Raw genomic sequence first — 15337 nt, 5'->3', positions numbered from 1 at the left:
GAGATGGTCATGCCCGGGGACAACGTATCGATGACCATCGAGCTGATCGTTCCCGTGGCGATGGAGAAGGAATTGCGGTTCGCGATCCGTGAAGGCGGCCGGACGGTGGGCGCCGGGGTCGTCGCGGAAATCATAGAGTAGCTGATATACCTACCGGAAGCGGGGAACGGAATGAGAGACATCATCACGCTTGCGTGTTCCGACTGCAAGTCGCGGAACTACACGACGACGAAGAACAAGAAGACCATGTCGGACAAGCTCGAGCTCAAGAAGTTCTGCCCGGCGTGCAGGAAGCATACTCCGCACAAGGAGACGAAGTAAACGGCGGGGGATAGGCCAGTAGCTCTAACGGCTAGAGCAGCGGACTCCAAATCCGCGGGTTGGGGGTTCGAATCCCTCCTGGCCTGCCACTCCACTTCGTCGGGAAAGACGGGGTTTTCATGGCGAGATCGCTGAAGGACAGGTTGCTGGACCGGCTTCCGGGCACGCGTACGGCTACGGATGAGGGAAGGCCGAAAAACGGCGAAGCGGGGATGACGCAGAAGGTTTCGTCCTTCCTGCAGGAATTCAGGACCGAGATGAAGAAGGTGACATGGCCGGGGAGGAAGGAGACGGCTTCCTCCACAGCGGTCGTCATCGTCACCGTCATGATCATCGTCCTGTTTCTCGGACTGGTGGATTACGCGCTGGGCAGGATCGTATATTCCGTCCTGAACTTCTAATCCTTCACAAGAGGAAACGATGCCGAAACAGTGGTACGTGGTCCATACCTATTCGGGGTATGAGAAAAAAGTAAGGGAGTCCCTGCAGAACCGCATCGAGGCGGAATCGATGCAGGAGCATTTCGGGGACGTCCTCATCCCGTCCGAAACGGTCGTGGAGATGAAAAAAGGGAAGAAGCGCACGGGGACGCGCAGCTTCTACCCAGGCTATCTCCTGGTCCAGATGGAACTGGACGAACGCACCTGGCACCTGGTCCGGCACACCCCGAAGGTTACGGGGTTCGTGGGAGGGAAAAATCCGGCGGCGATCCCCGAAACCGAAGTCGAGGAGATCAAGTCCCAGATGGCGGAAGGCCGCCTCAAGCCGAAGCCGAAGGTCACCTTCACGGAGGGCGAAAACGTCCGTGTCGTGGACGGTCCCTTCTCGAACTTCAACGGCATCGTGGAAACGATAAAGGCGGACAAGGGGAAGGTCGTGGTGCTGGTGTCCATCTTCGGCCGGGCGACGCCCGTCGAGCTCGATTTCACGCAGGTCGAAAAAAGCTGATCGAAAGGTAGAAAGCCATGGCGAAGAAGGTCGTAGCCCAGATCAAGCTCCAGATTCCGGCGGGAAAAGCGAACCCGTCTCCACCCGTTGGCCCTGCCCTGGGCCAGCACGGCGTCAACATCATGGAATTCTGCAAGTCGTTCAACGCCCGGACAGGATCCCAGGAAGGGATGATCATCCCCGTAGTGATCACGGTCTACGCCGACCGGTCCTTCACATTCATAACGAAAACCCCTCCGGCATCCATCCTGCTCCTCAAGGCGGCGGGACTGGAAAAGGGGAGCAAAACGCCCAAGCGTGAAAAATGCGGCCGCATCCCGCGCGCCAAGGTGGAGGAAATCGCGAAGCTGAAACTGCCGGACCTCGACGTGAAGGATCTTGAGGCGGCGGTAAAGACGATAGAAGGCACCGCCCGCAGCATGGGGCTCGAGGTGTTTTAGAAGGCCGTTATCACAGGAAACGGGCATCGAAGGGAGAGAGAAATGCCGAAACATGGAAAAACCTACCTGGAAGCACGGAAAAAAGTGAACAGGGAGGCAAAGTATTCTCTCGAAGAGGCGTTGGACCTGCTTAAAGGAACCGCCCGCGCGAAGTTCGACGAAACGGTGGAGGTTGCGTTGCGCCTGGGCGTCGATCCGAAGTATCCCGATCAGCAGGTCCGGGGCTCCGTCGTTTTGCCGCACGGGACCGGGAAGTCCATCAGGGTCCTCGTGTTCGCCAAGGGGGAGAAGGAAAAAGAGGCCCGCGAAGCCGGAGCCGATTTCACGGGCGCGGAGGACCTTGTCGCCAAGATCCAGGGGGGCTGGCTCGATTTCGACAAGGCGGTGGCGACTCCGGACATGATGGGCGCCGTCGGAAAGATCGGAAAGATCCTGGGGCCGCGCGGCCTGATGCCGAACCCCAAGGTCGGGACCGTGACGTTCGACGTCGCAAAGGCCGTCCGGGATCTCAAGGGCGGCAAGGTGGAATTCAAGGTGGACAAGACGGGAACGCTTCATGCCGGTATCGGGAAGATTAGCTTCGGGAACGACAGGATAAAGGAAAACTTCCTTGCGTTCTTCGAGGCAATCCTTAAGGCGAAACCGTCGGCGGCGAAGGGAACCTATGTTCGCACGCTGGCCCTGTCCACGACGATGGGGATAGGGATCCGGATCAACGCGAACGCTCTGCAGGCGGAGCAAAGGTAAATCATTACGTACGGAAACTTCTTTTGTCAAAGACCGCGGGTTCGCAGATGTGCGATTAAGTGGGCGGCTGGAATTCGCCGCCCGTCCCACGCAGACAAGGGGAGCCGCAGGATGCCGGATGCATCGGCGATTTGTCTCGCGCGCGCCCTCTGCTTTGACAGAGGTTTCGATCGAGGTCAAATCTCTACTCGAAAGGAGGGCATGCGCGAGTGAAAAGCAAAAGCAAGGCGGACACCGTCGTAGCGCTGCGCAGTGCGATAGAAGCGCAGAAAGCGGCTGTGGTGGCGGAATTCCGGGGCCTCACCGTGACGGAGATCACAAACCTCAGGAAGAAGCTGAGGGGAGTGAACGCCGAGTTCAAGGTTGTCAAGAACACCTTGATGCGGCTTGCGGCGAAAGACACGGATTTCGGGCAGTTGGACAGGTTTTTCGAGGGGCCGACGGCAGTGGCCCTTACCCATGGGGATCCCGTGGCGCTTGCGAAGGCGATGAAGGATTTCGCAGGCGCCAGCCCGAAGGTCCGGATCAAGGCGGGCCTGTTCGACGGGAGGGTGCTGGAGGCAAAGGACGTCGAGACGTTGGCGGAGGTCCCGCCGCGCGAAGTGCTCCTGGCGCTTCTTGCCGGAGGCCTGGCGTCCCCGATTTCCCAGTTGGCGCAGGCGCTGTCCGGGACGCCGCGGAAGCTGGCTTACGCGTTGAATTCCATCCACGAACAGAAATCCAAACAACCGGAAGCGGTATAAGGGAGGAATAGGGAAATGGCGTCCATGAGCAAGGATGAATTCATCAAAATGGTAGAAGGATTGACTGTCCTCGAGCTGCACGACTACGTGAAGGCGCTCGAGGAAAGATTCGGCGTTACGGCGTCGGCCCCGGCCATGGCGGTTGCTATGGCGGCCCCCGGCGCGGCCGCGGCTGCGGTCGAGGAAAAGACGGAGTTCGACGTGATCCTTACTGGCTTCGGCGCCAACAAGATCCAGGTGATCAAGGTCATACGGGAAATCACGGGTCTCGGCCTCAAGGAGGCCAAGGACCTGGTCGAGGGCGTGCCCAAGGCGGTGAAGGAAGCGATAGCCAAGAAGGACGCGGCGGACCTCAAGAAAAAGATCGAGGATACGGGGGGCACGGCGGAAGTCAAGTAGGACCGCCGTACCGGCGCTTGACGGTGGGGGGGCGGTTCCCGCCCCCCGGCACTGAAACGATCGATAGTACCCCCGGGGTGAAAAGATGGCATATCTGGATTACCGCAATCTCGTAAAGAGAGTCGACCTTTCGAAGATCGACAAGGTCCTTGAGATTCCCAACCTCATCAAGGTGCAGCACGAGTCCTACAACGAATTCCTGCAGATCGACGTGCCCCTTGAAAAACGCAAGGAAACGGGGCTGCAGGCCGTGTTCAAGAATATTTTCCCGATCACTGACTACAACGGGCGGGCATCCCTCGAGTTCGTTTCCTACATGATAGGTGCGCCGAAGTGGAACGAAGAGGAATGCCGCGAGCGAGGGATGACTTTCGCCGCGCCGATCAAGGTCACCGTCCAGCTCGTCATCTTCGACGTGGACGAGCGGACCGGCGCCCGCACCATCCGCGACGTGAAAGAGCAGGAGGTCTTCTTCGGGGAGATCCCGCTTATGTCCGAGCGCGCGACTTTCATCATCAACGGGACTGAGCGCGTCATCGTCAGCCAGCTCCACCGTTCCCCGGGCGTGTTCTTCGAACACGACAAGGGCCGGTCCCACGCATCGGGCAAGGTGCTTTTTTCAGCCCGGATCATCCCCTATCGGGGGTCCTGGCTGGATTTCGAATTCGACCACAAGGACATGCTTTACCTGAAGATCGACCGGAAGCGGAAGTTCCCCATCTCGGTTCTGCTGCGCGCGTTCGGGAAGAGCACCGAGGAGCTTCTGCGTTCATTCTACGAAGTGGAAGAGGTGTCGATCGAAGGCGACAGGTGCACCAAGGTTTTCCGCCCCGACCTGATGGTTGGGCTCAAGATGCCGGTCGAAGTCCGCCACCCGAAGACGGGCGAGATCGCATTCAAAAAGGGGATCAAGGTTTCCAAGAAGCGGGCGGAAAGGTTCTCCTCGATTCCGTTCGGGCGGATCTCGCTCCCGGTGGAAGACCTGCACAACAAGGTCAGCGTCGTCGAAATCGTCCACCCGGCCACGGGAGAGGTCCTCCTCGAATGCGGCCAGCAGATCACCGAAGATGCGCTTGCGGTCCTCAGGGATGCGAAGGTTCCCACCGTGCCGGTGTTCTCGCTCGAAAATTCCGACCGGGCGATCTGGGATGGATTGTTGACCGACAAGATCAAGGCCAGGGACGAGGCTCTAAAGGAAATCTACAAGAAGATGCGGCCCGGAGATCCTCCCACCAAGGATGCGGCCGAGACGCTCTTCGTTAACCTCTTCTTCAACCCCGAAAGATACAGCCTTTCGCGGGTGGGGCGGCTCAAGCTGAACCACAAGCTCGGGATAACCGAAGGAGATCTCGAGACGACCGTACTTTCGCAGGAAGACATCATGCGGGTCATCCGGTACCTCATCGGCCTCAAGAACGGGGTCGGCGAGGCGGACGACATCGACAACCTCGGCAACCGCAGGGTCCGGACCGTCGGCGAGCTGATCGAAAACCAGTTCCGCATGGGCCTTATCCGCGTCGAGCGGGCGATTCGCGAGAAGATGAGCCTCCAGGACATCGAAACGCTGATGCCCCACGACCTCATCAATGCGAAGCCGGTGTCCGCCGTCATAAAGGAATTCTTCGGGTCCTCGCAGCTGTCGCAGTTCATGGACCAGACGAACCCGTTGTCCGAGGTGACCCACAAGCGCCGTGTATCGGCCCTCGGGCCCGGCGGGTTGACCAGGGAGCGCGCGGGGTTCGAGGTACGCGACGTCCATCCGACCCACTACGGGCGGATCTGCCCGATCGAGACGCCGGAAGGTCCGAACATCGGGCTCATCGCGTCGCTGTCCACCTTCGCGCGTATAAACGAGTTCGGGTTCATAGAGACCCCTTACCGCGTCGTGGATGACGCGGTCGTGACGAACGAGATCGTCTTTCTTTCCGCCATGGACGAGGAGAGGCACATCATCGCCCAGGCGAACGCCTCCGTGGACGGAAACGGCAAGTTCACCGGCGAGGTGGTAATCGCCCGGAAAGGCGGCGAGTTCGCAATGGTCCGGGCGAACGAGGTCACCCTTATGGACGTTTCCCCCAACCAGCTTGTCTCCGTCGCCGCTTCGCTAATCCCGTTCCTCGAACACGACGACGCGAACCGGGCTCTCATGGGGTCCAATATGCAGCGGCAGGCCGTCCCTCTGCTGCGGACGGAGCCTCCCCTGGTAGGCACGGGCATGGAAGCCGTGGTGGCCAGGGACTCCGGGGCGGCGGTGTCTGCGCGCCGGAGCGGGGTCGTCGAATCTGTCGACGCCCGGAGAATCGTTATCAGGCCGGACGAACCGGACGCAGCGGGGAAGTACGGTGCGGACATCTATAACCTCGTCAAGTTCCGGCGTTCCAACCAGAATACCTGCGTCAGCCAGAAGCCGATCGTCAGCCTCGGCCGGAGGATCGAGAACGGCGAGGTCATCGCCGACGGCCCGGCGACATCCGACGGGGAGCTTTCACTCGGCAGGAACGTGCTCGTGGCGTTCATGCCGTGGGGCGGGTACAACTTCGAGGATTCGATCCTCGTGTCGGAGAAGATCGTCAAGGAGGACATCTTCACCTCGATTCACATCGAGGAATTCGAGTGCGTCGCACGCGAAACGAAGCTGGGGAAGGAAGAGATAACGGCGGACATCCCGAACATCAGCGAGGAGTCGCTCAAGGACCTCGACGAAAGCGGCATCATCCGCATCGGCGCCAGGGTAAAGCCCATGGACATTCTCGTGGGCAAGGTCACACCGAAGGGCGAGACCCAGCTCTCCCCCGAGGAAAAGCTGCTCCGGGCGATCTTCGGCGACAAGGCCGGCGACGTGAAGGACTCTTCCCTCCGCGTGCCGCCGGGAATCGAGGGGATCGTTATCGACGCCAAGGTGTTCACGCGCAAGGGCGGCGAAAAAGATGAGCGCGCCCAGGCTCTCGAGGAAAAGGAGATGGACCGCCTCCTCCGGGACCAGGACGACGAGATCCGCATCATACTGGAAACGGCATACGGAAAGATGCGCGAAATCCTCTCCGGTAAAACCTCCGCGACCAGGCTGACCGGGGAAAACCGGGACGAAGTGATCCTCTCGAAGAGGAAGAAACTGGCGCCGGAGGTGCTGGACGAGATCCCCAGGGAACTATGGCACCAGATCGCGGTGGAGGAGGATCCCGCCGCCAAGGAGCGCCTGGAGGAGCTCCACCACGTCGCGCAGGACCAGGTGAGCCTCGTGCGCGCGGTTTTCGACGAGAAGATCGGCCGCATCCGGAAAGGGGACGAGCTCCCCCCCGGCGTGCTCAAGATGGTGAAGGTTTACATAGCCATGAAGCGCAAGCTGTCGGTCGGCGACAAGATGGCCGGCCGCCACGGCAACAAGGGCGTCATTTCGCGGGTTTTGCCCGATGAGGACATGCCCTACCTCGCCGACGGCACGCCCGTCGATATCGTCCTCAATCCGCTGGGCGTTCCTTCCCGTATGAACGTCGGGCAGATCATGGAGGCCCACCTCGGCTGGGCCTCGAGGGGACTCGGGGAGCAGGTCCGCCGTCTCGTGGAAGGCGCGTTCAGCCCGAAAACGGTCAGGGAATGGCTGAAGAAGGTGTACGGATCGGAGCGGTTCAACGCCTACATGGAAAATTTGACCGACGAGGAAATCCGGTCCGTCGGCCGAAGGATGACGGGAGGAGTTTTTACGGCATCACCGGTCTTCAGCGGATCCACGGAAGGCGAGATCAAGCATTACCTGAAGATCGCCGGTCTTCCGGAGTCCGGCCAGACGACGCTGTTCGACGGAAAGACGGGACTATCGTTCCAGCAGCCGGTGACCATCGGGTCGATGTACATGCTCAAGCTCCATCACCTCGTGGACGACAAGATCCACGCGCGTTCCACGGGGCCTTATTCGCTCGTCACCCAGCAGCCGCTGGGAGGAAAGGCCCAGTTCGGAGGCCAGAGGCTCGGAGAGATGGAGGTGTGGGCGCTCGAGGCGTACGGCGCCGCGTACACCCTCCAGGAATTCCTCACGGTGAAATCGGACGACGTGCCCGGCAGGGCCCGCATGTACGAAGCGATCGTGAAGGGGAACTTCTCCCTCGAGCCGGGGCTCCCCGAGTCCTTCAACGTGCTCATAAAGGAACTGCAGGCGCTGGGGCTGGACGTGGAGCTGATCAGCGACGAAGCGAAGTAACGAACTTTTCAACGGTACCCAACACGGGAGGAATGCCTTGGAAGACCTTTTCACCAGAGCCGAAAAACCGAAGGATCCCCTTTTCTTTTCGGGGATCCGGATTTCCATCGCTTCGCCGGAACAGATACAGAAGTGGTCGCACGGGGAAGTAAAGAAGCCGGAAACGCTCAACTACCGCACCTTCAAGCCCGAGCGCGACGGGCTGTTCTGCGCGAAGATCTTCGGTCCGATCAAGGACTACGAGTGCAACTGCGGCAAATACAAGCGGATGAAACACCGCGGCATCGTCTGCGAGAAGTGCGGCGTCGAGGTCATTCAGCAGAAGGTCCGGCGCGAGCGGATGGGGCACATAGAGCTCGCCTCGCCGGTCGCCCACATCTGGTTCCTCAAGAGCCTTCCCAGCCGGATCGCCACCATCATCGACATGCCGATGAAGGACGTTGAAGGCGTCATCTATTTCGAGAAGTACATCGTTATCGATCCCGGGAACTCGGACCTGGAGAAGCTCGAGATACTGACCGAAGCGAAATTCCGGGAGATGCGCGAGCAGTTCGGCGACGGGTTCAAGGCCGGGATGGGCGCGGAGGCGGTGCAGACTATCCTTTCGACGCTGAATCTCGAGAAGCTGTCCGAGGAACTCAGGCGCGAGATGACCGACACCGCGTCCGAGGCGAAGAAGAAGAAGATCTCGAAGCGGCTCAAGATCGTCGAGGCGTTCCGCGACAGCGGACAGCGGCCGGAGTGGATGGTGATGGAAGTGATTCCGGTCCTTCCGCCGGATCTCAGGCCCCTGGTGCCCCTCGACGGGGGCAGGTTCGCCACGTCCGACCTGAACGACCTGTACCGCCGTGTAATCAACAGGAACAACCGCCTGAAGCGCCTGCTCGACCTGTCCGCGCCGGAGATCATCATCCGAAACGAGAAACGGATGCTCCAGGAGGCCGTCGACGCCCTGTTCGACAACGGGCGGAGGGGAAAGCTCATCACCGGATCGAACAAGCGCCCCCTGAAGTCCCTGTCCGACATGCTTAAGGGAAAGGGCGGGCGATTCCGGCAGAACCTTCTCGGGAAACGTGTCGACTATTCCGGGCGATCGGTGATCGTCGTCGGACCGGAGCTGAAACTGCACCAGTGCGGGCTCCCCAAGAAGATGGCGCTCGAGCTCTTCAAGCCGTTCATATTCAACAAGCTTGAAGAGGGCGGGCATGCGACCACGATCAAGGCAGCCAAAAAGATGGTGGAGAAGGAAAAAAGGGAAGTGTGGGACGCGCTCGACGAGGTTATCCGGCAGCTTCCCGTAATGCTCAACCGGGCGCCCACTCTGCACAGGCTGGGTATCCAGGCGTTCGAGCCGGTACTGATCGAAGGCAAGGCGATCCAGCTCCATCCGCTGGTGTGCACGGCGTTCAACGCGGACTTCGACGGGGACCAGATGGCGGTCCACGTACCGCTTTCGATAGAGGCGCAGATGGAATCCCGCGTCCTCATGATGTCCACGAACAACATCCTTTCCCCCGCGCACGGAAAACCGGTCATAAGCCCGACGCAGGACATCGTGCTGGGCATTTACTACCTGACCCGGCCGCGGGAAGGCCGCAAGGGTGAGGGCAAGCTTTTTTCGGGTTTCGAGGAGGTTCGGATCGCGTTCGACGCGGGCGAGATCGAGCTCCAGTCCTCCATCCGCGTGCGCACGAACGGCAAGGCCGTGGAGACGACGACGGGGCGCGTCCTGCTTTACGAGATCGTCCCGCGAGAGGTTTCGTTCGACTACGTCAACAAGATCATGAAAAAGAAGGACCTCGCCGAGCTGATCGACGTGGCATACCGTAGCTGCGGGCAGAAGGCCACCGTCATACTCGCAGACCAGTTGAAGACGCTCGGGTTCCAGTACGCGACGCTTTCGGGCCTTTCGATCTGCATCGACGACATGAAGATACCCCTCGACAAGGGGAAGATGCTGGAGAAGGCGACCGCCAAGGTGGAGTCGGTCGACGACCAGTACCGCGAAGGGCACATCACGAACGGGGAACGCTACAACAAAGTGGTGGACATCTGGTCGGAGGCCACGGAGCGGATCGCCGAGGAAATGCTCCGCGAAATGGGGACCGAAGCCGTGCGTACTAAAGACGGCAAGGAAAGGAAGGTCCCGAGCTTCAATCCCATTTACATGATGGCGGATTCCGGCGCCAGGGGTTCGGACAAGCAGATGCGGCAGCTTGCCGGGATGCGGGGGCTTATGGCGAAGCCCTCCGGGGAAATCATCGAGACGCCGATCACATCGAACCTTCGCGAGGGGCTTTCCGTGGGACAGTACTTCATCTCCACCCACGGCGCGCGGAAAGGCCTCGCCGACACGGCGCTCAAGACCGCCAACTCCGGTTACCTCACCCGCAGGCTGGTGGACGTCGCGCAGGACTGCATCATCGTCGAGGACGACTGCGAAACGCTCGACGGCATACCGGTCCGCGCCCTGATAGAGGGAGGGGAGATCATCGACAGGCTCTCCGACCGCATCCTGGGACGGGTGGCGCTGGAGGACATCTACGATGCCGACGGGCAGCTCCTCGTGTCCGCGAACGAGGAGATCACCGAGGACGTCGCCCGGCAGATAGAGATGTCGGGCATGGACGAAGTGAAGATACGGTCCGCCCTTACCTGCGAAAGCAAGCGGGGAGTGTGCGCGCTCTGCTACGGCCGCGACCTGGCGCGCGGGAAAATGGTGGCGATCGGGGAATCGATCGGCATCATCGCCGCCCAGTCGATCGGCGAGCCGGGGACGCAGCTCACGATGCGGACCTTCCACATCGGAGGCGCCGCTTCGAGGTTCGTGGAACAGAGCAACATCCAGGCGAAGCACAACGGAAAGGTGAAATTACAGGGCCTGTCCGTGGTCAAGAGCAAGGAAGGCCGCCTCGTCGCCATGAACCGCAACGGTTTCCTGGTCGTCCTCGACGATAACAACCGGGAACGCGAGAAGTACCAGATCACCTACGGCGCCACGCTGATGGTGAAGGACGGTGAGAAGATAAAGGAAGGGCAGCGGCTGGCCGAGTGGGACCCCTACAACATCCCGATCCTCACCGAGGTCCCGGGGAGAATCAAGTTCGGGGACATCATCGAGGGCGTAACCATGCGGGAGCAGGTGGACGAGGTGACCGGACGCTCCACCCGGGTGATCATAGAGCCCAGGGACCCCGATGCAAGGCCCCGAATTTCATTGAAGGACGAAAAGAACAAGACGCTGAAGCTCCCCGGATCCATAAGCGATGCGCGCTACCTGCTTCCCATGGGTTCGAACATCCACGTCGAAGAAGGGCAGGAAGTCCAGGCGGGAGACATAATCGCGAAGATCCCGCGGGAAACCATGAAGACGAAGGACATCACCGGCGGTCTCCCCCGCGTCGCCGAGCTGTTCGAGGCGCGCAAGCCGAAGGAATACGCCGTGATCTCCGAGATCGACGGAGTGGTGCGGCTCGGAAAGGACTTCAAGGGGAAGCGGAAGATCCAGGTGGTGCCCGACATCGGGGACACGCGGGAATACACGATCCCGCGCGGAAAGCATATAACGGTACACGACGGTGAACGGGTGCGCGCGGGAGAGGCGTTGATGGACGGCTCCCCCAACCCGCACGACATCCTGCGCGTTCTCGGCGACAAGGAACTCGCGCGGTTCCTGGTCGACGAGATCCAGGAGGTCTACCGCCTCCAGGGCGTGCGTATCAACGACAAGCACATAGAGGTGATCGTCCGGCAGATGCTTCGCCGGGTCAAGATCGCCGATCCGGGAAACACGAACTTCCTCGTGGGACAGAGCGTCGAGAAGTGGATATTCCGCGAGGAGAACGAACGGCTCAAGTCGGCCGACGGCAAGCCGGCCAAGGCGGAGCCTCAGCTTCTCGGTATCACGAAGGCCTCGCTGTCTACCGAGTCGTGGATCTCCGCCGCTTCGTTCCAGGAAACCACGAAGATCCTGACCGACGCCGCGGTCCACGGCAGGGTCGATTTCCTGGCCGGATTGAAGGAAAACGTCATCATGGGACGCCTTATCCCGGCCGGTACCGGCGGTATGCTTTACCGGAAAGTCAGCTTCGAATCCGATCCGCCTCTGGCAACCGAGGTGAAGGAGGAAATTCCTCCGGAGGTGGCCGAAGGTGAAGAAGAAACCGGTTGACACGCTTCCTACGGCATGGTAAAAAATTTGCTTTGGTTTCGTAATACAGGAATTCGAGGGAAACAGGAAGGGACGACGAAGGAATGCCCACGATAAACCAGTTGGTGCGGAAGGGCCGTCTCACCGCGGCGGAACGGAGCAACTCGCCGGCGCTGGAGCGCTGCCCGCAGAAGCGGGGAGTCTGCCTCCGTGTGTACACCACCACTCCGAAGAAGCCGAATTCGGCCCTCCGGAAAGTCGCCCGCGTGCGCCTTACCAACGGCGTCGAGGTGACCGTGTACATCCCGGGCGAAGGGCATAACCTTCAGGAACATTCAGTCGTGTTGATCCGGGGGGGGAGGGTGAAAGACCTCCCCGGCGTCCGGTATCACATCATACGCGGAAAGCTGGATTCCGTTGGTGTCCAGGACAGACGGAAGTCGCGGTCGAAGTACGGTACCAAGCGACCCAAATAGCTTTCCCTAACCGGTTTCCAAGGAAGTACCATCCTTTTCCCGGCGAGCCCGCCGGAACGGGAAAAAAGACGGGTAACGGTTCCCTTGAGGGCGAATGCCGTCCGGCAGGGGAATGGCCCGTATCGGTACGCGAAGGATTTGTCGGAGGAGGCGAATCGTATGCCCAGGCGCGGTTACGTGTCCAAGAGAGAAGTGACGGCGGACCCCGTGTACGGCGATGTCCTCGTGGCGAAGATGATCCACGCGGTCATGAAACAGGGGAAGAAGCGCGTCGCCGAAAACGTCGTCTACGGCTCGATGGACGTCATCAAGGAAAAGACAAAGGAAGACCCGGTCGTCGTCCTTAAAAAAGCGGTCGAAAACGCGAAGCCGATGGTAGAGGTGAAGTCCAGGCGCGTCGGCGGCGCTACCTACCAGGTCCCGGTCGAGATCCGTCCCGAGCGGCGGCTGTCTCTTTCGATCCGCTGGCTGGTCGGATATGCGAGGGATCGCTCCGAGAAAACGATGATGCAGAAGCTTTCATCGGAGCTGATAGACGCCTTCAACAACCGGGGGACGACCATCAAGAAGAAGGAAGACACGCACAAGATGGCGGAGGCGAACAAGGCCTTCGCGCATTACCGCTGGTAAGCCGCCGGATAGCCCGCAGGAAGGAAGCATTGTCGTGCCGCGAATAACGCCGCTTGAAAATACCCGGAACATCGGGATCATGGCCCACATAGATGCCGGGAAGACGACCACCACCGAGCGGATCCTGTACTACACGGGAGTCTCGCACAAACTCGGAGAGGTGCACGAAGGCACCGCGACGATGGACTGGATGGAGCAGGAGCAGGAGCGGGGGATCACAATAACATCCGCGGCAACCACATGCTTCTGGAAGAACCACCGGATCAACATCATAGACACTCCGGGACACGTCGATTTCACCATAGAGGTGGAAAGGTCGTTGCGTGTCCTCGACGGCGCGCTGGCCCTGTTCGACGCAGTGGCGGGAGTGGAGCCGCAGTCGGAAACGGTGTGGCGGCAGGCGGACAAGTACGGTGTCCCTCGCATAGCGATGATCAACAAGATGGACCGGATCGGCGCCGATTTCGACCGGTGCATCCGGATGATGAAGGAGCGCCTTGCGGCCAACCCGGTGCCCATACAGCTCCCCCTCGGAAAGGAAGACGTCTTCCGCGGGATCATCGACCTGGTCCGCATGCATGCGGTCGTATGGGACGAGGATACCCTGGGCGCGAAATATCACGAGGAACCGATACCGGAAAATTTCAAGGAAGCCGCTGCCGCAGCCAGGGAAGCGTTGCTCGAGTCCGTCGCGGACGTGAACGACTCCCTGCTCGAAAAATACCTGAACGGCGAAGAGGTCGAAATCGACGAGCTGAACGCGGCGATCCGGCAGGCGGCGATAGCCCTGAAAATAGTCCCGGTGGTCTGCGGGTCCGCATTCCGGAACAAGGGCGTGCAGCCCCTTCTCGACACCGTGATCGACTACCTTCCGTCCCCCCTGGACATTCCCCCGGTTACGGGGATCGATCCGAGGGACGACTCCGGCGCCGAGCGGAAACCCGACGATTCGGCGCCCTTCTGCGCGCTTGCATTCAAGATCATGAACGACCCGTTCGTCGGCCATCTGACCTTCGTTCGCGTCTATTCCGGGACGGTCCGCTCGGGCGACCACGTGTACATACCGGCGAGGCAACGGAAGGAACGGATCGGCCGGCTGCTGAAGATGCACGCCAACAAGCGGGAAGAGATCAAGGAAATCTTCGCGGGGGAAATCGCGGCCTGCGTGGGATTGAAGAACGCATTCACGGGCGACACGCTCTGTTCCCCGGAACATGAAATCGTGCTGGAGTCGATCACCGCTCCCGACCCGGTCATCTCCATCGCCATCGAGCCGAAGACGAAGGCGGATCAGGAGAAACTGGGGCTATCCCTACAGAAACTGGCGCTCGAGGACCCCTCGTTCCAGGTCCGGACCGACGAGGAGACGGGCCAGACGATCATCTCCGGGATGGGGGAACTGCACCTGGAAATCATAGTCGACCGCCTGATGCGGGAATTCAAGGTGGAGGCGAACGTCGGCCGTCCGCAGGTGGCGTACCGGGAGACGGTCACGCGCGCCGCGAAGCACGAGGGGCGGTACATTCGCCAGACCGGCGGGCGGGGGCAGTACGGGCATGTATGGCTTTCCGTGGAGCCCGGGGAGAAGGGGAAAGGGATCGATTTCGTGAACAAGATCATCGGCGGCTCCATACCCAAGGAATACATCCCCGCCGTGGAGAAAGGCGTCCGCGAGGCCACGGAGAACGGCGTGGTCGCGGGTTATCCCGTGGTGGACGTGAAGATCACGCTCGTTGACGGTTCCTACCACGATGTGGATTCCTCCGAGATGGCGTTCAAGATCGCCGGGTCGATGGCCTTCAAGACCGCGTGCAACCATGCCGCGCCGATACTTCTGGAGCCGATCATGGCCGTCGAGGTCGTGACGCCCGAGGAGTTCATGGGTGACGTCATCGGCGATCTGAGCTCCCGCAGGGGCCGCATCCAGCAGGTCGAGGCCCGGGGGAACACGCAGGTGATAGGGTCCCATGTCCCCCTGGCCCTTATGTTCGGTTACGCTACGGACCTCCGGTCCAAGACGCAGGGCAGGGCCACCTACACGATGCAGTTCGACCATTACGAACCGGCGCCGCTTTCGGTCAGCGAAGAAGTCGTCGCTAAAGTCAAGGGCGCCTGAAAAAGATACCCGGGCGAACGGAAGGAGACCGCCATGTCCAAGCAGAAGTTTGAGCGCACGAAGCCTCACGTGAACGTGGGAACGATCGGTCACGTGGATCACGGGAAGACGACCTTGACGGCGGCGATCACGAAGGTATTGGCGAATCGCGGCTGGGCGGAGTTTGTGCCGT

General features: G+C 60.6%; 14 protein-coding genes and 1 tRNA gene. All 15 read left to right on the top strand.

Annotated features, from left to right (window positions below; genetic code table 11):
* Positions 1-141 (top strand): elongation factor Tu (gene tuf / locus HY896_02815; GenBank protein MBI5575277.1); only part of this gene is annotated, 141 nt, incomplete at its 5' end.
* Between the two features lie 30 nt (positions 142-171).
* Entirely contained in the window at positions 172-321 is a 150-nt protein-coding gene (gene rpmG / locus HY896_02810; protein ID MBI5575276.1) for a 50S ribosomal protein L33, read from the top strand.
* A gap of 12 nt (positions 322-333) precedes the next feature.
* A tRNA-Trp gene (locus HY896_02805) sits at positions 334-410 on the top strand.
* 123 nt (positions 411-533) lie between these two features.
* Positions 534-722: a preprotein translocase subunit SecE gene (gene secE, locus HY896_02800; GenBank protein ID MBI5575275.1), complete on the top strand. Its 189-nt coding sequence runs from the start codon at positions 534-536 to the stop codon at positions 720-722.
* A 19-nt stretch (positions 723-741) separates the two neighbouring features.
* On the top strand, positions 742-1269 hold the full coding sequence (gene nusG / locus HY896_02795) for a transcription termination/antitermination protein NusG (protein MBI5575274.1): 528 nt from the start codon (positions 742-744) through the stop codon (positions 1267-1269).
* A 17-nt stretch (positions 1270-1286) separates the two neighbouring features.
* Positions 1287-1709, top strand: coding sequence for a 50S ribosomal protein L11 (rplK, locus tag HY896_02790; protein MBI5575273.1), 423 nt, complete (start codon positions 1287-1289; stop codon positions 1707-1709).
* Positions 1710-1751: 42 nt separating this feature from the next.
* On the top strand, positions 1752-2456 hold the full coding sequence (locus HY896_02785) for a 50S ribosomal protein L1 (GenBank protein ID MBI5575272.1): 705 nt from the start codon (positions 1752-1754) through the stop codon (positions 2454-2456).
* Between the two features lie 209 nt (positions 2457-2665).
* The gene (gene rplJ / locus HY896_02780; protein MBI5575271.1) at positions 2666-3199 is read left to right on the top strand and encodes a 50S ribosomal protein L10; all 534 of its coding nucleotides are present in this window, start codon (positions 2666-2668) and stop codon (positions 3197-3199) included.
* Positions 3200-3223: 24 nt separating this feature from the next.
* Complete coding sequence (gene rplL, locus HY896_02775; GenBank protein ID MBI5575270.1) at positions 3224-3598, top strand: 50S ribosomal protein L7/L12; 375 nt, start codon at positions 3224-3226, stop codon at positions 3596-3598.
* Positions 3599-3683: 85 nt separating this feature from the next.
* Positions 3684-7793: a DNA-directed RNA polymerase subunit beta gene (gene rpoB / locus HY896_02770; protein ID MBI5575269.1), complete on the top strand. Its 4110-nt coding sequence runs from the start codon at positions 3684-3686 to the stop codon at positions 7791-7793.
* A gap of 37 nt (positions 7794-7830) precedes the next feature.
* Positions 7831-11964 (top strand): DNA-directed RNA polymerase subunit beta', encoded by a 4134-nt coding sequence (rpoC, locus tag HY896_02765; GenBank protein ID MBI5575268.1) that lies wholly within the window; start codon positions 7831-7833, stop codon positions 11962-11964.
* Positions 11965-12047: 83 nt separating this feature from the next.
* A complete protein-coding gene (locus HY896_02760; protein MBI5575267.1) occupies positions 12048-12419 on the top strand; it encodes a 30S ribosomal protein S12 in 372 nt (123 codons plus the stop codon).
* 159 nt (positions 12420-12578) lie between these two features.
* The gene (gene rpsG, locus HY896_02755) at positions 12579-13049 is read left to right on the top strand and encodes a 30S ribosomal protein S7 (GenBank protein ID MBI5575266.1); all 471 of its coding nucleotides are present in this window, start codon (positions 12579-12581) and stop codon (positions 13047-13049) included.
* Positions 13050-13083: 34 nt separating this feature from the next.
* Positions 13084-15165, top strand: coding sequence for an elongation factor G (gene fusA / locus HY896_02750; GenBank protein MBI5575265.1), 2082 nt, complete (start codon positions 13084-13086; stop codon positions 15163-15165).
* A gap of 33 nt (positions 15166-15198) precedes the next feature.
* A partial coding sequence (tuf, locus tag HY896_02745) for an elongation factor Tu (GenBank protein MBI5575264.1) occupies positions 15199-15337 on the top strand: 139 nt, incomplete at its 3' end.

This window comes from Deltaproteobacteria bacterium (assembly GCA_016218975.1).
Taxonomy (GTDB): Bacteria; Desulfobacterota; Deferrimicrobia; order Deferrimicrobiales; family Deferrimicrobiaceae; genus JAENIX01.
The sequence above is the reverse complement of the archived record's forward strand: the minus strand, read 5'-3'. Positions and strand labels throughout refer to the sequence as shown.